The following is an 18,375-nucleotide window of genomic DNA, read 5'->3' on the forward strand; positions in this document are numbered from 1 at the left end:
AATATCAGGACTCGTGCGATCGGGCGGGAACCTCTAAGGGGCGACCATGCATTTTCTCGATCAAGCCAAGATTTTCCTCCGATCCGGAGCGGGCGGCCCCGGTGCCGTCAGCTTCCGGCGTGAAAAATATATCGAATACGGCGGCCCCGATGGGGGCAGCGGCGGCAAGGGCGGGGACATCGTGTTCCGCGCCGTTCAGGGCCTCAACACGCTCATCGACTTCCGGTATTCGCAGCATTTCAAGGCCAAGCGCGGCACCCACGGCATGGGCCGCGACCGGACCGGTGCGGGCGCAGATCCGCTGGTGATCGAAGTGCCAGTCGGCACGCAGGTGTTGTCCGAAGACAAGGAAGAAGTGCTCGCCGATTTCACCGAGATCGGCCAGGAAATCACCTTCCTCGAAGGCGGGATGGGCGGCCGCGGCAACGCCAGCTTCAAAAGCTCCACCAACCGTGCGCCGCGCCAGCACCAACCCGGCGAAGCGGGCCAGGAAATGTGGGTTTGGCTTCGTCTGAAGCTGCTTGCGGATGTCGGACTGCTCGGCCTTCCCAACGCTGGCAAATCGACCTTCATCAACGCGGTGTCCAACGCACAGGCAAAGGTCGGCGCTTACGCCTTCACCACGCTGGTCCCGAAACTGGGCGTGGTTCGCCACAAGAACCGTGAATTAGTCATCGCGGACATCCCCGGCCTGATCGAAGGCGCGGCGGATGGTGCCGGGATTGGCGACCGTTTCCTCGGTCACATCGAACGGTGCCGCGTGCTGATCCACCTGGTCGACATAACCGGTGACGATCCCGCCGAAGCGATGCAGATCGTCGATGCGGAATTGGAAGCCTATGGGGCCGGGCTGGAGGACAAGGTTCAACTGATCGCGTTGAACAAGGTCGATTTGGCCGATGACGAGCTGGTCGAGGGCTTTGCCGAGGAATTGCGGGAAGCGGGGGCCGAAAAGGTGTTCGCCCTATCTGGCGCGACCGGACAAGGGGTGGAAGATTTGCTCAATGCCATATTGCAGCATCTCCCGGACCGGACTTCGACGGAAACCAAGGGACCGGCGGAGGAAAGCACTTCCGAAGCCGCGCCATGGTCGCCTGTGTGATGTTCCGGCTTTGAGCCGACTTCATTTCCTGTGGGCTTGGCGCTAACCCGCTGCGTATGGCTATCGATCATCTTCGCGACCTGTCCAACCCGGCCGCCGCCAACCGGGTGGTAATCAAGGTTGGATCGGCGCTGCTCGTCGGGCCGGACGGCCAGCCTCGGCAAGAATGGCTGGCCGGACTTATATCCGAAATTGCCGACATGCGGGCCGCTGGTCAGCAAGTGGTGGTGGTCAGTTCCGGTGCGATTGCACTGGGCGCGGCACGAATGGGTCTTGCCAAGGGAGGGCGCGGCAGTCTCGCTGACGCGCAGGCGGCGGCTTCGGTAGGCCAGATCGCCCTGGCTGGTTTGTGGTCGCGGCTGCTTGAACACCATGGCCTCGGGGCGGCGCAGATGCTCGTCACGCTGGGCGATCTTGAAGACCGGCGGCGCTATCTCAACGCATCCTCCACTCTGGCGCGCCTGCTCGCGGCGGGAATCGTCCCCGTGGTGAACGAGAACGACAGTGTGGCAACCGAAGAAATCCGCTTCGGGGATAACGACCGGCTGGCTGCCCGCGTGGCGCAGGCCGCCAGCGCCGACGCAGTGTTGCTGCTGTCCGATGTGGACGGTCTTTACGACCGTAATCCTTCCGATCCCGCTGCGGTATTGCTGGACCGAGTGGACGGCGTGACCGACGAAATCCGGGCCATGGCCGACAGCGGATCGGCATCCGGGCTTGGTTCGGGCGGGATGATTTCGAAATTGCAGGCCGCCGAAATTGCCGAGCGTGCGGGCATCGCGCTCGCCATCGTCAACGGAACGCGGGACAAGCCGGTTCGCACCGCGCTGGGTTCGGGCCGCGGCACCCTTTTCGTTCCCCAGCGGTGCGACGGAGGCCGCAAAGCCTGGCTTGGCGGCCGTATCGACCTGCGCGGGACGCTGGTGGTGGATAGCGGTTGCGGCGATGCGCTGGCGAGGGGCTCCAGCCTGCTCGCCGCCGGAATAACCGCCGTGCAAGGCGAATTTGCCCGCGGTGATGTGGTCAGTGTCGCAGGTGCCGGAGGACGCATCCTTGCGCAGGGTCTGAGCGAATATTCCGCCGACGAATGCCGCGCGATCATGGGCATCCGGGAAAACGGGCAGGCGGAAAAGCTCGGTTATGCACCGCGCCCGGCGGTCATCCACCGCGACCATATGGTGCTGCTGTGAAAGCGATTGCCGTGACCGGCGGCACAGGCTTTGTCGGGCAGACGGTTCTGGATGTGCTGGACGAGCGCGGAATGGCGGTGCGCGCCCTCGCACGGTCAGTGCCCTCTGACCGAGACGCTATCGAATGGGTGGCGGGCAGTCTCGGCGATGCCGCGGCGCTGGGGCGGCTGGTTGAGGGCGTGGACGCTGTGCTGCACATTGCCGGCCTCACCAACACGCCCGATCCGGCAGACTTCACCGTTGCTAACGTCAGCGGCACTGCTTCGCTGCTTGATGCAGCAAAGCGGGCGGGCGTGAAGCGTTTCGTTTTCGTATCGTCACTGTCCGCGCGCGAACCGGCCCTGTCTGCCTACGGCGAGTCCAAGGCACAGGCGGAGCAACTGGTATCCGGCAGCGGGCTCGACTGGACCATCGTGCGGCCGCCCGCGGTTTATGGCCCGCGTGACCGGGACATGTTCGAACTGTTCAAGAGCGCGCGCCTTGGTTTCGTGCCCTTGCCGCCCAGCGGGGCAACCTCCATGATCCACGTGGACGACCTTGCCCGATTGCTGATGGCCCTGCTGCCTTCCTCGCCCCGGGTTCACCGCAAGCTGTTCGAGCCGGATGACGGCCGCACGGGTGGCTGGTCGTATGGTGAGATGGCCGCTGCGATTGGCGAAGCCGTGGGGCGCCGGGTGTTCGCCCCCAACATGCCGGCCCCGCTGCTGCGCGGGGCGGCAGGTCTCGACCGGATCTTGCGGGGCAACAGAGCGAAACTGACCGCAGACCGGGTGGGCTATATGTGCCATCCCAATTGGGTGGCACGGTCGGACAGGGCCGTTCCGACGGATATCTGGACCCCCTCAGTCGAGACGCGGGAAGGGCTCAGATCGACCGCGGAATGGTACCGGCAGCAGGGTTGGCTTTGACCGAGACCCAATTCGCCTAGAACGCCGGTTCGTAGCCCGGCGGCAGATCATCTTCATCGGATGGCGTGTGAATTCCGCATTCGGTTTTTTCCCAACCCTTCCAACGGCCGGAGCGCGGGTCTTCGCCCGGCGCCACCTTGCTGGTGCACGGTGCGCAGCCGATCGAGGGATAACCGGCCTCGACCAACGGGTGGCGTGGCAGTTGGTGTTCCTCGATATAGGCCTGGATATCGTCGCCGCTCCAGTCGATCAGCGGGTTGATCTTGAGCCGGCCTTGCGCATCCGCTGTATCCACTTCGAACCGCGGCAGATTGGCGCGGGTGGAGGACTGGAATGCCTTACGCCCGGTAATCGTGGCGTCGAAGCCCGATAGCGCGCTGGCAAGCGGCAGGACCTTGCGTATTTCGCAGCAACCGTCGGGATCGTAGGACCAGCGGAGTCCGGTCTCGTCCTTCGCGACCAATGTGGCGGGGTCAGGCGTTAGATTGCGCAGGCCCGTCAGACCAAGTCGTTCGACCAGCAGGTCGCGATAGGCGAGCGTTTCGGGGAAGTGCTTTCCGGTTTCCAGGAACAAGACCGGCAACGACGGATCGATCTGTGAAATAAGATGTAGCAAAACAGCGCTTTCCGCACCACAGCTGGACACTGTCGCAAGTTCGCCGACCAGCCCGTCCTCGATCACGCTGCGCATCATCTCTTGCGTATCCCGGCCGCGGAACATGCGGTTGAGGCGAATGGCATCGGCCTCGCTGAAGCGCGGGGAAACGTCGATGCGGTCGCGGATGCGGGCCGTTACGCGGCTTGGGTCGGCTTCAGCCATGGCGAAGGTTCCAGATCGGCACGCGTCCATCGGCGGTGGGCTGGTAAACATCCGGCCAGCGGGAAAGGGCGTTCTCGACATCGCCCCGATCGAGCAATTCGTCGGGCTGGAAGGCGTCGAAACCGCAGCGCTTCATATAGGCAATCTGGTCAACCAACACGTCGCCGACGGCGCGCAGTTCGCCCGTGTAACCCGCCTCGCGCAGGATCCGTGCGGCAGAATAGCCGCGTCCGTCGCCGAACGACGGGAAGTTCACTTCGACCAGGCGTAGCCGGTCGAGGAACGGCAGCAACAGGCGCACGTCCTCGCCCGGTTCGATCCGGACCGCCAGGGCGTTGGTCTGTTCGGCGAAGGCTTCGACGGTCACCGCCGGATCGGAAACCGGTGCATCCGTGCGGAAGCGAAGTCCATTCTGGGCCGGATCAACCATACAGCGCTTCCTTGAAGGGTTCCATGCCGATACGGCGGTAAGTGTCCAGAAAACGCTCGCCATCCTGGCGCTGGGCCAGATAGACATCGACGGAGGTTTCGACGGCATCGACAATGCCGGCCTCGTCGAAACCGCGGCCCGTAATCTTGCCCAGCGAAGTGTCCTCCGCCTCGCTTCCGCCGAGCGACAATTGGTAGTTTTCGACGCCCTTCTTGTCGACGCCGAGGATGCCGATATGGCCCGCATGGTGATGACCGCAAGCGTTGATGCAGCCAGAGATCTTCAGCTTCAGTTCGCCCAGGATTTCGCCCTTGCCGTTCGCGTGGAAACGCTGCGAGATCTGCTGCGCGATCGGGATCGAACGGGCGTTGGCGAGACTGCAGTAATCAAGGCCGGGGCAGGCGATGATATCGCCAACCTGGTCGAGATTGGGCGTCCCCAGACCGGCAGCGTCCAGTTTCTGCCACAGCGCGAAGAGGTCGGCTTTTCGAACGTGGGGCAACACGATGTTCTGGGTATGCGTGACCCGGCATTCATCGAAGCTGTACTGCTCGGCGAGCTCGGCCATGAGCCGCATCTGGTCGGCTGTGGCATCGCCGGGAATGCCGCCAACCGGCTTCAGGCTGATGACCGCGCTGACATAGCCCGGCGTCTTGTGGGGATGCGTGTTCCGGTCGCTCCAAACCGCGAAATCCGGGTCTGTCCGGTCAAGTTCATCCGAAGCGTCGGCGTCGAACGCGGGTTCATCGAAATAGGTACGAATGCGCTCCAGTTCGGCAAAGGGCGGTTCGATACTCTGGGCTATGAGCAACGCGAATTCTTCCTCGACCTGGCGCGTGTATTCTTCCGCCCCCAGTTCATGCACCAGGATCTTGACCCGCGCCTTGTACTTGTTGTCGCGACGGCCGTATCGGTTGTAGACCCGCAGACAGGCCTCGGAGTAGGTGATCAGCTGGTCCAGCGGGACGAAGCCGTTGATCAGCGGGGCGATCATCGGGGTGCGGCCCATCCCGCCGCCGACATAGAACGCCGCGCCCAGTTCGCCGGCATCGTTGCGCACGATATTGATACCGATATCGTGCAGCCGCATGGCCGCGCGGTCGGTCTCGCTAGCAATTACCGCGATCTTGAACTTGCGCGGCAAATAGCTGAATTCCGGGTGGAAGCTGGACCATTGGCGAAGCAGTTCGGCGTAAGGCCGGGGGTCGATGATTTCATCCGCCGCCGCGCCCGCAAAATGATCCGAACTGATGTTGCGGATGCAATTGCCGCTGGTCTGGATCGCGTGCATTTCCACCTTGGCGAGATCGGCCAGGATGTCGGGCGCATCCTCAAGCTTGATCCAGTTGTACTGGATATTCTGGCGGGTGGTGAAATGGCCGTATTTGCGGTCGAACTTGTCGGCAATGTTGCCCAGCGCACGCATCTGCGCCCCGCTGAGCGTGCCGTAGGGGATCGCGACGCGCAGCATGTAGGCGTGCAGTTGGAGATACAAGCCGTTCATGAGCCGGAGCGGCTTGAACTGGTCTTCGGTCAGCTTGCCTTCGAGCCGCCGCTGGCACTGGTCGCGAAATTCCGCCACCCGCGCGTCGACCATCGCCTGGTCGTAATGGTCGTATTGATACATCAGATTACCTCACGGACCGCATCGGGGTCTTCGGGTTTGAGGGTAAGGTCAGGGCGAACCGTCGGGCCGAGGCCGCGAATACGGTCCTTGATATGGGCTGGACGGACACCGCTGGCGGTCAGTTCCGCTTCGATTGCATAGGCCGCGTTGACACGGCGAGCCGCTTCTTCGCGGGCAAGAATGGCGTCAGCGTCGTCCCCGACATCCGCCGCATCCGCGACATGGAGCGACCAGCCGGTGCCGTCCCACCAGGTTACCGCACCGGTCTTGAGGTCGTTTCCGGTCAGAATTTTCATGCCGTAGCTTCCTGCGCGATGTGGGCCAGTTGGGTGTTGGTGCGGGCGGTTACTTCGCCGATGACGATGAGTGCCGGGCTGATCACCCTGGCTTCCGTCACCAGGTCGGGCAGCCCCGCCAGAACGCCGCGCAGCACCCGCATCTCAGGACGCGCGGCGTTTTCGATGATCGCCAGAGGCATATCCGGAGCAAGCCCGTCCGCCATCAGCTTCTCGGCGATTTGCGGTGCGGTTTTTACACCCATATAGATCACCAGCGTGCGGCCCTTACCGGCCAAGCCTGCCCAATCCTGTTCCGACAGCCCCTTGCACTGGCCTGCCACGAAGCTGACAATGCTCGCCGCGTCGCGGTGGGTAAGGGCGATCTGGGCTGCTGCTGCTGCGCCATTGGCGGCGCTGATCCCCGGCACCACGACCACCGGAACACCGGCTGCGCGGCAATCCTCTGCCTCTTCGCCGCCGCGCCCGAAAATGAACGGATCGCCGCCTTTGAGGCGAACGACATCGTTACCGGCGAGCGCTTCGCGGACGAGCAGGGCGTTAATCTGGTCTTGCGGAACGGTGTGTCTGGAACGCTGCTTGGCCACCGAAACCAGCACTGCGTCATCGCGCGCCATGGCGAGGATTGCGGGGTCGACCAATCCATCATGCACGATCAACCGCGCAGATTGCAGCAGCCTCGCCGCGCGTAGCGTCAGCAGGTCGGGATCACCCGGCCCCGCGCCGACGAGATAGACAGTTCCAACTTTTTCCATGCTGGGAAGATGGCTGCGGATCGCGCGAGCCGCCAGCGAGAATGGATTTCCGACCGGCTAGAAAACGTATCAGGGGCGGCCGGACCTCATCTTGATCTAAGCCTTCCGGTCTTCGAGCCGCTGTCCGATTGCGGCGATAAGCTGTTCGAATTGTTCGTTGTTGCGCAGGTTGATATCCCGCTGCGGGAAGGGGATTTCGATGCCCTGTTCCTGGAACAGGTCCCACAGCTTCTTGAGAACTTCCGACTTCACATTGCCGATCCCGGCTTCCGGATCAGTAATCCAGCAATGGATGATGAAGTTCACCGAACTGTCGCCGTACAGGTCGAGCCACACTGTCGGAGGCGGACTTTTCAGTACCCGTTCGCAACTTGCAGCAGCCTCCAGCATCAGTTTTTCGGCCTGCTTGATGTCGCAATTATAGGACACCCCGACGGGGATCTGCATCCGCACCTGTTTGGAGGAGTAGGACCAGTTTTCCACCTGGTTGATCATCAGGTTTTCGTTCGGAATCAGATATTCCTTCTGATCGCGGGTCGTGATGGACACGGCACGAATACCGATTTTGCGGATCTGCCCGAAGGTCGCGAGGCCGCCCTGATCGGCAACCGCGATGACATCGCCCGGTTTGATCGAACGGTCCATCAGCAGGATGATTCCGGCGATCAGGTTGCCGAAGGTTTTCTGCAAGCCAAAACCGACAGCAAGGCCGAAGGCGCCAGAAAACACCGCGAGCGCCGTAAGGTCGATGCCGAGAAGGTCGATCCCCACCAATACGGCCATCACCCAGACGCCGACACTGATCAGCTTTTCCGCGAGCAAACGCTGGGTCACATCAAGCTTGGTTATCCGTTTCAGCGTACTGTGAAGCAGCTTGCTGAGAAAAAATGCCGCGGTGACGACGCCGACAATAACCAGGATCACCACGAAGGCGTCCCACACGGACACCCGCATTTCGCCGACGCTGAGTGCCATGCTGTCGAGGGTGTTGGCCATATCGCCGACGAAATTGCTCCGGTCGGTTACCGCGTCCTTGATTTCTTCCGCCGCCGAGATTGACTCTGTCGGAGTAGCGACCGGTACCGGGTCCACGGTGGGCGTCAAACTTGGCGTCGGGCTCGGCGTCAGCGCTGCGCCGGGCGCAGCTTCTGCGGGAAGTTCAGCGGACACCGTTTCAGCCGTTACAGTCATTTCTGCTCCATCGCGGCAAAGCCCTGTTCAAGGTCGGCTATGAGATCGGCCGCGTCCTCCAGCCCGATGGACAAGCGAATTCCGTATTGGTCGCCGCTGTCCCAATGTTCGGGCGGCCAAGCGCTGCCGGTCCGAATGCTCGCAGGATCGATCGGAATCGCAAGGCTCTCGAACCCGCCCCAACTGTAGCCGATGCCGAACAGGTCAAGCGCATCGATCAGCCGGGCCCGAGCCGTGTCGCTGTGCCCCTTCAGGACAAAGCTGAACAGCCCGCAGCCGCCGGAAAAGTCGCGTCGCCATAAATCATATCCGGGCGCTCCGGGCAGGAATGGGCAGAGAACATGGGCGACCTCGCTTCGGCTCTCCAGCCAACGCACCACTTCCAACGCGGTGGCGGTCGAACGTTCCAGACGCAACCCCATGGTCCGCAGCCCGCGCAGAGCCAGCGCCGCGTCATCGGGGGAAACAACCTGGCCCAGCGACTGCGCCGTCTGGCGCAATTTACGATACAGCGGCCCTTTGGCCGCGGCGCTGCCCATCATCAGGTCGGAATGCCCGCCGACATGCTTGGTGAGGGACATGATCGCGATGTCGCAGCCATGCTCCAGCGCGGGGAAGCCGAGCGGAGTGGCCCAGGTGTTGTCGATCAGGCTGACCGCGCCTTTGCTGCGAGCGATGTCGGTCAAGGCCGGGACATCCTGCACTTCCATCGTCAAGCTGCCGGGACTTTCCAGCAGCACTGCCCGGGTCCGTTCACAGAAATGGTCCGCAAAACCGGCGACATCCAGCGGATCGAAGAAGCGCGCCTCGACGCCAAGCTGCCCGAGCAGGCCGGTCGCCATCGCGCGGCTGGGTTCGTAGGCGTTGTCGGTTACCAGCAGGACATCACCCGGCCTCAGCACGGCCATCAGCGCCCCTGCAATCGCGGCCACGCCGCTGGGATAGAGCACGGTACCCGCAGCGCTCGGTTCGATCCCGGTGAGTGCATCGCACAGCGCCCACTGGGTGGGCGATCCGCGGCGACCATAGAAAAAGTCGCCGTCCTGATTACGCTTCGTCCGGTCCTTCAGCGAAGCGACATCCGGATAAAGGTGGGTGCTGCCGCGCCAAACTGGCGGATTGACCACGGCGCCGGTCCATTCGGGCTTTCGCCCGGCGGAGGCGAGCCTGGTCCCGTTACCATGGGCCGGTTTGCCCTCGAATTCCTTGCCGCTCATGATCCGCTTGGTGCCCCGATTTCCTTTGGCGTAGCGGGGTCGGCGCCCCATTCGCTCCAGCTGCCGTCGTACAACGCGATATTCTCTTTCCCGAGCAATTTCAGCGCAAACAGCAGCACCGATGCCGTCATTCCGCTGCCGCAGGTGCCGGTCACCGGTGCAGACAGGTCGACACCGGCCTTCTCGAACGCAGCCCGCAAGCTGTCGCCACGTTTGAAGGTGCCGTCTTCGTTCAGGACATTGGGAAACGGGAGGTTGAGCGCGCCGGGGATATGGCCGCCCGGCAGATCGTGAACCTGATCGCCGATTTCTCCAGTGAAGCGCTGCGCGTCGCGGGCGTCGAGCACCTGTTCCGATCGGTTGTCGATGTTGGCAAGCATATCCGCCTTGCTCCGCACCCACTCGCGGTCATCCGCCGTGGCCGTAAAGTCCGTCGCGGTGATGCTTGGCTGGCCGCTTTCGACCGGCCGTCCTTCCGCTTTCCATTTTGCAAGACCGCCATCGAGCACGGCGACGTTTTGAAGACCGAACATCCTGCAGATGAACCACGCGCGGGCGCTGCTGCGCAATTTGCTGTCATCATACAGGACGATCCGGCTGTCCGACGTCACCCCGAGGTTGCGCATCCGCTGCTCGAACTGGTCAGCGCGGGGAAGGGCGGCGGGCACGGGCGAGACCTTGTCGATAAGATCCGGCAGGTCGAGGAAACGGGCACCCGAGATATGGCTGGCGGCGAATTCCGCTGCCGGATTGCGGCCAGCGTCGGGCAAATGGGCCGACGCGTCGAGAATGATCAATCTATCCTCGCCAAGCGTTTCGGCAAGTTGTTCCGTGCTTACGAGTATCCCGGTATTCGCTGGATGGTTCATCGGCCCGGAGTAGCGGGCATAGCGCGGTCAGTCGAGGGGGCTGCTGCTGAGCATCTAATCCAGCGCGCGGCTGCCGATCTGGTTGTAGGTCTGGGGCATCTCGTCGAGACGGAAAGGCTGGACCTTTCCGCTGCCTGGCGGCTTCATCCCGATCACGAAGGTTTGGGTGACCGGATCAAGGCCGTCGCTGGTTACTCGCAGCCGCAGCAACGGCACATAGAGCATGGCGCGGCCCTGCGCGATTGTGCGTATCTGATTGACCGGCAGATTGAGACTTGCGGTCAGTTGGGCTTTCTCGCCGGCAGCAAGCGCAGGCATCGTATCCAGTGGCGCCAGTACGGTAGCCCCGTCGGCCAATTGCTCGCTTGCGGGGACTTTGCCGTGTGCCGTCACCAGATCGCCGGAAATCTGCAGATTTTCGAAAGCCAGCGCCGAATGGTTATGGATAGTGATCGCACAGGACAGCGTCGCGTTCATCATGCTGCGGCTTAGTTTCCCGGGGACCACCTGAATCGAGAACGGGCGCGCCTTGGTGGCTGCCGCGGGCGCGGCGGCGGCAGGAACCTTCGACGGAACGGGAGAGGCGCCGGGCAAAGGTTGCGCTGCTGGCTGCGGCGCGCGTGGAGCACTCGGGGACGGCGCAGGCTCGGGCCGCCGGACGAGTGGCGGTTCGATCGGCGCAAACCCGACCAGGGCCGTCTGGCGACGAACTCGCCACAGATACGCGGCGCCCGCTGCTACCGCGAGGGCAGTCGCCAGCGCGAACCACAGCGACCAGTTAGCGGTTCCGCCTTGGTCCTCGGAGAGCCCCGGAGTTGCAGAAGTCGCGAGGTCTTCGCCCAGGCCCGGCAGCGGCGCTGCGGTCGGCAGGCTTCCCGTCACCGGCTCTGCTGGCGTCAGGTCGAGCGAGTCCGATGCGGATTGACCGGGCGCGGGCGTCTCGTCACCCGGCGTTAGCTGCCCCGGGGTTGCCCGCGCGGCCGGGGTGAACCGGCGGGTCTCCAGTGGCTGTGCGGGCGAGGGTTCCGCCAGGATTGTGGGCAACTGGCGCTGTGTCGCCGTAGGAGTCGGCGAAGGAGCAGGGGACGGGCGAGGCGTGCGAATCACTCGCGGTTCGATCGGGACCGGCCCCTCGATATCCACCGGACCCTGGACATCGGGGGTCGCGGTCGGGCTTGGCGCAGGCGGCAGGCGGAACCCGCCGGGCGGGGTTGCGGTTGCTGCGGGAGTCGCCGCGACAGCAGCGCCCGCCAGCGTCAGGCTGCCGTGCGCAATTGCAATCGCGAGCAGGGATGATGTCAGTCTAGGGCGCATGGTCAGGGTTTGGGTCCCGGGGGGAATCGGCACGTAGTCAGGCCGCGCTGAATAGGGATTGAATTGGCAACATGCCACAGGTGACTTGTATCGCGTGCACGTTCGCGGCATCAGCGCGGCATGAGTGACACACCTTCCCCTGCCTTCCTCGGTAAATCAACACCGCTTCCTGCGTCGCCGGAAGAAGCCACCCTTGATTACGTGCCGAATCCACGCCTGAACTCAGTTTATATGGTGCGCTTTGCCGCGCCCGAGTTTACCTCGCTTTGCCCGGTTACCGGCCAACCTGACTTTGCCCACCTGGTGATCGATTATGCGCCGGACCGGACGATTGTCGAATCGAAGTCACTGAAACTGTTTCTCGGATCGTTTCGCAACCACGCCGGTTTCCACGAAGATGTGACCGTCGGGATCGGCGAGCGGTTGGTAAGCGAGATGAAGCCGCGCTGGCTGCGCATCGGCGGTTATTGGTACCCCCGCGGCGGCATTCCGATCGACGTATTCTGGCAGAGCGCCGCCCCGCCGGAAGGGCTATGGGTGCCGGATCAGGGCGTGCAGGGATACCGGGGGCGGGGTTAGGTCTGGGCGGATTAGATGGTGCCGGCTGGAGGATTCGAACCCCCGGCCCCCTGATTACAAATCAGGTGCTCTACCAACTGAGCTAAGCCGGCCCTTGCGAACGCAATCCCGCAGGATGTGTCGCTGTTCGCGCCCCATGCGTCAAACTGCGCCGAAGGTCCAGCCCTCCGTGCGGGCAATTTCATCGGTCAGTCCGCCCGGCCGCCATAATTCCGGCCTGTCCGATACTTTCCGCAGCCAGGCCGACGTCAGCAGCGCATCGCAGCGGTGATCGTCGAGCGGCTTTACCGAGTCGATTGGATGGCTTCCGAGCTTGGCGAGCGCGGCGTTCAGTTCGCCGGCCTCGCGCATCTTGCTGCGTCCGGCCCTCCGGCCCGCCGCAATTGCTGCGATGGTGGTGTAGATTTCCACGATCGCGCTGCCGGATGTAGGCAGCGGCTCAACCGGCCAGACCGGCACGGTGCCGCGCAAATGGTGGAGCAACCGCATTCCGGTTAGGCTAGACTTGCCGACCTGCGCCGCGCCGACAAGGTTGAAATTGCTGTAAGGCGTGCAGCCGAGAGCCGCTTGCCTGCCCTCCGTCACTCGCAACCGCCCACGTCGGTGAAGCGCTCCCGGTTGCTGGAAGAGGTCGCCTTCTCGCCCCCCATGGCGCCGGAAATAGCGGCTGGCGACGGGGTGATCCACGAAGCTGGACGCGCCGAGATGGGCATCGTCTTCGCATATCCGGTCGACCATGGCCCAAAGTGCCCGCGCGGTTGGCGGGGAATCGCCCCATCCCGGGAAGAACGCGCTGCAATCGGCGAAAGGCAGGGCGATGCCGAGGTCCATCCCGACGAGGCTGTCGGGGGGAAGGTCCCAGCCGAGATAGTCCAGCACATCCGTTCGGGACCAGACATGATCGGGCCGGACCAGTTGCGGAGCCTCGCCGCCAGCGTCGCACAGGGCCACGGCAATTCCCTTGTGGCGCTCGCCGGCCGCGCCCGACCAGTCGATAGCAACGAAATGCCGGAAACGCTGCGGCGTCATGCTTCCCGCGATTCGCGCCGCCTCCGCTCCCAATATTCGAGCCGTTCGCGGATCTTGCGTTCGAATCCGCGTTCGACCGGCTGGTAATAGTCTTGCGCGTCCATCTCCTCGGGCCAGTAATCGGCACCGGAGAACCCGTCGTCCGAATTGTGGTCATAGGCATAGCCGGCACCGTAGCCGATATCCTTCATCAACTTCGTCGGGGCGTTGAGGATATGCGGGGGCGGGGCCAGCGAACCTGTTTCGCGCGCGCTTTTCCACGCGGATTTCTGCGCCGCATAGGCAGCATTCGATTTGGGAGCGGTCGCGCAATATAGGCAGGCCTGCACGATCGCGAGCTCACCTTCCGGACTGCCGAGAAATTCGTATGCGTCCTTGGCGGCGAGGCACTGGATCAGCGCCTGCGGATCGGCGAGGCCTATATCCTCGGATGCGAACCGGACCAACCGCCGCAGCACGTAAAGCGGTTCCTCCCCCGCGGTCAGCATCCGCGCCATGTAATAGAGCGCCGCCTGCGGGTCGGATCCGCGGAGGCTTTTGTGCAGGGCGGAAATGAGGTTGTAGTGCCCGTCACGGTCCTTGTCATAGACGGCCACGCGGCGCTGGAGGAACGTGCCCAGTGCGGACGGATCGAGCGGCTCGGAAATCCGCGCGGAATATAGCGTTTCGGCCTGGTTGAGCAGGAAACGGCCATCGCCATCGGCGGAGGCGACGAGTGCCTCGCGAGCGTCGTCTGTCAGCGGTAAGGGGCCTTCCAGTTCTTCAGCGCGATCGAGCAAGGTCACCAATGCGGGTTGGTCGAGCCTTCGCAGGATCAGTACCTGCGCCCGGCTGAGTAGCGCTGCGTTGAGCGCGAAGCTCGGATTTTCGGTCGTCGCCCCGACCAGCGTCACAGTTCCGCGTTCGACAAAGGGCAGAAACCCGTCCTGCTGCGCGCGGTTAAAACGGTGGATTTCGTCCACAAACAGCAACGTGCGCTGCCCTGCTTGCGCCGCCTTGTCGGCCGCGGCGAATTCCTTCTTGAGATCGGCGACGCCGGAAAACACCGCACTTACTGCGGCAAACCGCATTCCCACCGCGTCGGCCAGCAGCCGGGCGATGGTGGTCTTGCCGGTCCCGGGCGGGCCCCACAGGATCATCGAGGACAATTTTCCAGCCGCGACCATTCGGCCGATGGCACCTTCGGCGCCGGTCAAATGCTCTTGCCCGACTACCTCGTCCAGCGCGCGGGGGCGCAGCCGGTCGGCGAGCGGGGCATCGGCGCGCAGTTGTTCGCGGGCTGCATCGGGCAGGGGATCGTCAGCAAATAGGTCGGCCATTGATAGGGAGATAGAGGGCGCGCGGGGAATTTGCAGCACCCACTTGCAAAACTTCTCTTAAGATATATCTTAGACCTATCACGAGAATATCGAAAGGAATGATGATGGGAATGCATGGACATAGGAAGGGGTGGCCCGGAGGTTTTCCGATGGCCGCCATGATGGCCGCGGGACGCGGGTGGGACGGCCGGTTCAGCTGGGACAACGGCAATTTCGGCGGCGGCCCGCGCGGCCGGTCCGGCAATCGCCGCCGGATGTTTGCCTCCGGAGAACTGCGCCTGCTGCTGCTCAGGATGATCGCCGACGAACCGCGCCACGGCTATGAACTGATCAAGGCCATCGGCGAACTGACCGGCGGCACTTACGAGCCGAGCCCGGGGGCGGTCTATCCGACCCTTTCGCTGCTCGCCGACGAAGGGGTGATCGCCGAAACCGCCGGAGTTGACGATACCGCTCGCAAGGCCTTCGAAGTAACCGAAGCGGGCCGCAGCGAACTGGCCGAACGATCGGACGAGGCCGAGGCGCTCATGGCCCGCCTGACCGCGATGTCGGGCAAGGAGGAGCGCGGACGCGCTCCCGAATTGTTTCGCGCGATGGGCAATCTCGCCGGTGTGCTCAAGCATCGTTACCGCGACGGCCGATTCGACAATCAGACCATCGAGGAAATCGTCGACATCATTGACGATGCCGCCAAGAGGATCGAGCGGCTCTAGCGCCACCGCTCCGGTCCTTGCGTCAGTTTCCCTCCGTGCTATTTTCCGACCCAGGAAATTTGCATGGAGGGATAGGCAAATGACTCTGACAAGAAAAGCGCCGTGGCACCTGTGGGTGGTGGGTGTCCTGGCAATCCTGTGGAACCTCGGCGGAGTAGTCGATTACACCATGACCCAGACACGGAACGCTGCGTATCTTGGTCAATTCACCGCCGAACAACTCGCCTACTTTACCAGCTGGCCAGCATGGTTCGAAGCGTTCTGGGCATTTGGCGTATGGGGAGCGTTCGCAGGGTCGATCCTGCTTCTGTTCCGCAGCCGGTTTGCGTTCTACGCCTTCGCGGTATCGCTGATCGGGATTATCGGAACGACGTTCTGGACGGTGACCAACCCGATGCCGGAAAGCCTCAACAGTGCGGGGATGTGGGCCTTTACCACGGCGATCGTGCTAAGCGTTATCCTGCTGGCAATTTACTCGCGGCGGATGATTGCCGCGGGCGTCCTGCACTGACTTCACAGATCGGGGAGCCGTCGATCAGACGAAGATAGGCGTCCGCCACCGTCTGGTTAATTGCGTCCCAGCTGAACTCTAGACTGCGGTTCTCCCCGGCGGCCCCGTGGGCGTTGCGTAGTGCGCCGTCGGTCAGGTACGGTGTTAACGCATCAGCAAAGGCACCAGGGTTTCCGGGCGGCACCAAGGTTCCGGAGACGCCGTCCTGCACCAGGCTCTTGCTGCCCGTGGCGGCCGAAGCAACCACCGGCAGGCCGCTGGCCATTGCTTCCAAAGTCACGTTGCCGAAAGTTTCGGTGATTGACGGGTTGAAGAAGATATCCGAACTTGCCAGTGCCCGCCCAAGATCGGGGCCGGTCTGGAAACCCGCGAATATCCCGCCGGGCAGTGCCTGCTCGAACCATTTGCGCGCCGGGCCGTCGCCGATCACCAGCACCTTGTGGGCAACATTCCGCTTGCGCAGTTCGACGATCGTTTCGGCAAAAGTGTCGAGGCCTTTTTCCATCACCAGCCGGCCGAGGAACGCGATAGCGACGTCGCTGTCCGCGATCCCGAAATTACGCCGCCATGCAACGTCGCGCTTCTCGGGGCCGAACAGCGTCCGGTCGACGCCTCGTGACCAGATCGAGATGTCGTCGTTCATCCCCTGCTGCCGCAAGACGTCGACCATGCTTTCCGAAGGTGTAACCAGCGCGTCGCAGCGGCGATATAATCCGCGGATCCAGGTCTCCAGAACCGGCTCGAGAAAGCCCATGTTGTAATAGCGCGGATAGGTTTCGAAACGGGTGTGGACCGACGCCAGCACCGGGGTCCCCCTCGCCTTCGCCCAGCGCACCGCAGCCCGAGCGCTGAAATCGGGGGATGCGATATGGAGCAGGTTGGGGCCGAATTTTTCGAGGTCTGCGCGGTTTTCGGCGCTAATCCCGACCGGCATCCGGTATTCGCTGCGCCCTGGAATCGCGAAGGACGGAACGCTGACCAGGTCGCCCTTGGGTTCGAACGCCGGGTTCGCAGCCGTCGGAGAGTAGACCCGAACCGCAGCCCCTTGGCGCAGTAGATACTCGACCAGTCGATTGAGCGCCTTGTTGGCACCATCGAGCGTGATGTTGTAATTGCCGCTGAACATGGCGATGCGAAGGTCGGACGTTTTCATTGCAGCCGAGCCTTACTGTCCAATCGCCCGCTTGGCGAGAGGGTGTCGGCGAGATTGGCTGCCGGAGAGAGCCGGTAATACCAGCCTCTCCACCGCAGCCGCAGCATCGCTGCTTGACTTGCCTGCCCGCACCATCCATTCGGCCTGCGGGCCACGCGGTCCCAACGCCGCGCGAGCTCTCTGCAAGGAGAGAATACATGACTGACCTTACGCCTCCCGGCCGCAAACCAGCGCGTCCGCATTTCTCATCCGGACCCTGCGCGAAGCCGCCGGGCTGGACTCCCGAAAAACTGAAGCTCGAATCGCTCGGCCGCTCGCACCGCTCCAAAGTGGGGAAGGCGAGGCTCAAGCTATGCATCGACCTGATTCGCGAAGTCTTGGAAGTGCCGGACGATTACCGCATCGGTATCGTACCCGGCTCCGACACTGGCGCAGTGGAGATGGCCATGTGGACCATGCTGGGCCAGCGCCCGGTGACCACGCTGGCATGGGAAAGCTTTGGCGAAGGCTGGGTGACCGATGCGGTCAAGCAGTTGAAGATCGACCCCACCGTCATCCGCGCTGATTATGGCCATGTGCCCGACCTCGCGCAGGTCGATTGGTCGAACGATGTCGTCTTCACCTGGAACGGCACCACCTCCGGCGCGAAAGTCCCGGATAGCGACTGGATTGCCGCGGACCGCGAAGGCCTGTCGATTGCCGATGCGACCAGCGCGGTGTTCGCGCAGGATATCGCTTGGGACAAGGTCGACGTGCTGACGTTCAGCTGGCAGAAGGTTCTCGGCGGGGAGGGCGCGCATGGCGTGCTGATCCTCGGGCCGCGCGCCGTCGAACGGCTCGAAAGCTATACCCCCGCATGGCCGCTGCCGAAGCTCTTCCGCATGACCAAGGGCGGCAAGCTGATCGAAGGCATCTTCACCGGCGAAACGATCAACACGCCGTCCATGCTTGCGGTCGAGGATGCGATCTTCGCGCTTGAGTGGGGCAAATCGGTCGGCGGCCTTGCTGGCATGAAAGCCCGCGCCGATGCCAACGCTGCGGCGCTGGATGCGATTGTCCAGTCGCGCGATTGGCTCGGCCATCTCGCGCCCGATCCGGCAACCCGGTCGAACACCAGCGTCTGCCTGACGGTGGCGGGTGCCGATGTCGATTTCATCAAGGCGTTCGCCAAACTGCTCGAAGAGCATGATGCGGCCTATGACATTGCGGGCTACCGTGATGCGCCTCCCGGCCTGCGGATATGGTGCGGCGCGACGGTGGACACGGCGGATGTCGAAGCGCTCGGCCCGTGGCTCGACTGGGCGTACGCGCAGCTTTCCTGATCAGACCAGGGTTCCGGCGGTGGCCGGGAC

The 18,375-nt window shown here is 63.3% G+C and carries 19 protein-coding genes and 1 tRNA gene; 7 read left to right on the forward strand and 13 right to left on the reverse strand.

Annotation, left to right across the window (positions count from 1 at the left end):
* The first annotated feature begins 46 nt into the window (after positions 1-46).
* From obgE to GRI65_RS12175, 3 genes are read left to right on the forward strand one after another with little or no spacing between them, the layout of a single operon-like run.
* On the forward strand, positions 47-1,102 hold the full coding sequence (gene obgE / locus GRI65_RS12165; RefSeq protein ID WP_160756831.1) for a GTPase ObgE: 1,056 nt from the start codon (positions 47-49) through the stop codon (positions 1,100-1,102).
* A 56-nt stretch (positions 1,103-1,158) separates the two neighbouring features.
* Entirely contained in the window at positions 1,159-2,292 is a 1,134-nt protein-coding gene (gene proB / locus GRI65_RS12170) for a glutamate 5-kinase (RefSeq protein ID WP_160756832.1), read from the forward strand.
* A complete protein-coding gene (locus GRI65_RS12175; protein ID WP_332872650.1) occupies positions 2,289-3,200 on the forward strand; it encodes an NAD-dependent epimerase/dehydratase family protein in 912 nt (303 codons plus the stop codon). Before proB ends, GRI65_RS12175 begins: the two co-directional genes overlap by 4 nt.
* 16 nt (positions 3,201-3,216) lie before the next feature.
* On the opposite strand, the gene GRI65_RS12180 is transcribed toward GRI65_RS12175, so the two are convergent.
* The 9 genes from GRI65_RS12180 to GRI65_RS12220 form a co-directional block, all read right to left on the reverse strand.
* A complete protein-coding gene (locus GRI65_RS12180) occupies positions 3,217-4,020 on the reverse strand; it encodes a phosphoadenylyl-sulfate reductase (protein ID WP_160756834.1) in 804 nt (267 codons plus the stop codon).
* Positions 4,013-4,450 (reverse strand): DUF934 domain-containing protein, encoded by a 438-nt coding sequence (locus GRI65_RS12185; RefSeq protein WP_160756835.1) that lies wholly within the window; start codon positions 4,448-4,450, stop codon positions 4,013-4,015. Before GRI65_RS12185 ends, GRI65_RS12180 begins: the two co-directional genes overlap by 8 nt.
* Positions 4,443-6,077 (reverse strand): nitrite/sulfite reductase, encoded by a 1,635-nt coding sequence (locus GRI65_RS12190; protein WP_160756836.1) that lies wholly within the window; start codon positions 6,075-6,077, stop codon positions 4,443-4,445. The genes GRI65_RS12185 and GRI65_RS12190 overlap by 8 nt, the downstream gene beginning before the upstream one ends.
* On the reverse strand, positions 6,077-6,373 hold the full coding sequence (locus GRI65_RS12195) for a DUF2849 domain-containing protein (protein ID WP_160756837.1): 297 nt from the start codon (positions 6,371-6,373) through the stop codon (positions 6,077-6,079). The genes GRI65_RS12190 and GRI65_RS12195 overlap by 1 nt, the downstream gene beginning before the upstream one ends.
* On the reverse strand, positions 6,370-7,128 hold the full coding sequence (cobA, locus tag GRI65_RS12200; RefSeq protein ID WP_160756838.1) for a uroporphyrinogen-III C-methyltransferase: 759 nt from the start codon (positions 7,126-7,128) through the stop codon (positions 6,370-6,372). The genes GRI65_RS12195 and cobA overlap by 4 nt, the downstream gene beginning before the upstream one ends.
* A gap of 96 nt (positions 7,129-7,224) precedes the next feature.
* Complete coding sequence (locus GRI65_RS12205; protein ID WP_160756839.1) at positions 7,225-8,319, reverse strand: mechanosensitive ion channel family protein; 1,095 nt, start codon at positions 8,317-8,319, stop codon at positions 7,225-7,227.
* Positions 8,316-9,536 (reverse strand): cystathionine beta-lyase, encoded by a 1,221-nt coding sequence (gene metC / locus GRI65_RS12210; RefSeq protein ID WP_232844173.1) that lies wholly within the window; start codon positions 9,534-9,536, stop codon positions 8,316-8,318. Before metC ends, GRI65_RS12205 begins: the two co-directional genes overlap by 4 nt.
* The gene (locus GRI65_RS12215) at positions 9,533-10,405 is read right to left on the reverse strand and encodes a sulfurtransferase (protein ID WP_160756841.1); all 873 of its coding nucleotides are present in this window, start codon (positions 10,403-10,405) and stop codon (positions 9,533-9,535) included. Before GRI65_RS12215 ends, metC begins: the two co-directional genes overlap by 4 nt.
* 54 nt (positions 10,406-10,459) lie before the next feature.
* Positions 10,460-11,752 (reverse strand): hypothetical protein, encoded by a 1,293-nt coding sequence (locus GRI65_RS12220; RefSeq protein WP_160756842.1) that lies wholly within the window; start codon positions 11,750-11,752, stop codon positions 10,460-10,462.
* 87 nt (positions 11,753-11,839) lie between these two features.
* Between GRI65_RS12220 and queF the strand changes: the two genes are divergently transcribed.
* Positions 11,840-12,298, forward strand: coding sequence for a preQ(1) synthase (queF, locus tag GRI65_RS12225; RefSeq protein ID WP_160756843.1), 459 nt, complete (start codon positions 11,840-11,842; stop codon positions 12,296-12,298).
* 16 nt (positions 12,299-12,314) lie between these two features.
* Here the strand turns inward: queF and GRI65_RS12230 are convergent.
* The 3 genes from GRI65_RS12230 to GRI65_RS12240 form a co-directional block, all read right to left on the reverse strand.
* Positions 12,315-12,390 (reverse strand) — tRNA-Thr (locus tag GRI65_RS12230).
* Between the two features lie 49 nt (positions 12,391-12,439).
* The gene (locus GRI65_RS12235; RefSeq protein WP_160756844.1) at positions 12,440-13,327 is read right to left on the reverse strand and encodes a hypothetical protein; all 888 of its coding nucleotides are present in this window, start codon (positions 13,325-13,327) and stop codon (positions 12,440-12,442) included.
* Entirely contained in the window at positions 13,324-14,646 is a 1,323-nt protein-coding gene (locus GRI65_RS12240; protein ID WP_160756845.1) for a replication-associated recombination protein A, read from the reverse strand. Before GRI65_RS12240 ends, GRI65_RS12235 begins: the two co-directional genes overlap by 4 nt.
* A 149-nt stretch (positions 14,647-14,795) precedes the next feature.
* Here GRI65_RS12240 and GRI65_RS12245 point away from each other — a divergent pair, with 149 nt between their 5' ends.
* Both GRI65_RS12245 and GRI65_RS12250 read left to right on the forward strand, forming a co-directional pair.
* A complete protein-coding gene (locus tag GRI65_RS12245) occupies positions 14,796-15,359 on the forward strand; it encodes a PadR family transcriptional regulator (RefSeq protein ID WP_160756846.1) in 564 nt (187 codons plus the stop codon).
* Between the two features lie 79 nt (positions 15,360-15,438).
* Positions 15,439-15,870, forward strand: coding sequence for a hypothetical protein (locus tag GRI65_RS12250; protein WP_160756847.1), 432 nt, complete (start codon positions 15,439-15,441; stop codon positions 15,868-15,870).
* Here GRI65_RS12250 and GRI65_RS12255 read toward each other — a convergent pair.
* Positions 15,815-17,023 carry a glycosyltransferase family 4 protein gene (locus tag GRI65_RS12255; protein WP_160756848.1) on the reverse strand — a complete coding sequence of 403 codons (1,209 nt, stop codon included), beginning with the start codon at positions 17,021-17,023 and terminating at the stop codon, positions 15,815-15,817. The two genes, GRI65_RS12250 and GRI65_RS12255, sit on opposite strands and share 56 nt — an antisense overlap.
* A gap of 197 nt (positions 17,024-17,220) precedes the next feature.
* Between GRI65_RS12255 and GRI65_RS12260 the strand changes: the two genes are divergently transcribed.
* Positions 17,221-18,345: a phosphoserine transaminase gene (locus GRI65_RS12260; RefSeq protein WP_160756849.1), complete on the forward strand. Its 1,125-nt coding sequence runs from the start codon at positions 17,221-17,223 to the stop codon at positions 18,343-18,345.
* The last annotated feature ends 30 nt before the right edge of the window (positions 18,346-18,375 follow it).

Source organism: Allopontixanthobacter sediminis (genome assembly GCF_009828115.1).
Taxonomy (GTDB): Bacteria; Pseudomonadota; Alphaproteobacteria; order Sphingomonadales; family Sphingomonadaceae; genus Allopontixanthobacter; species Allopontixanthobacter sediminis.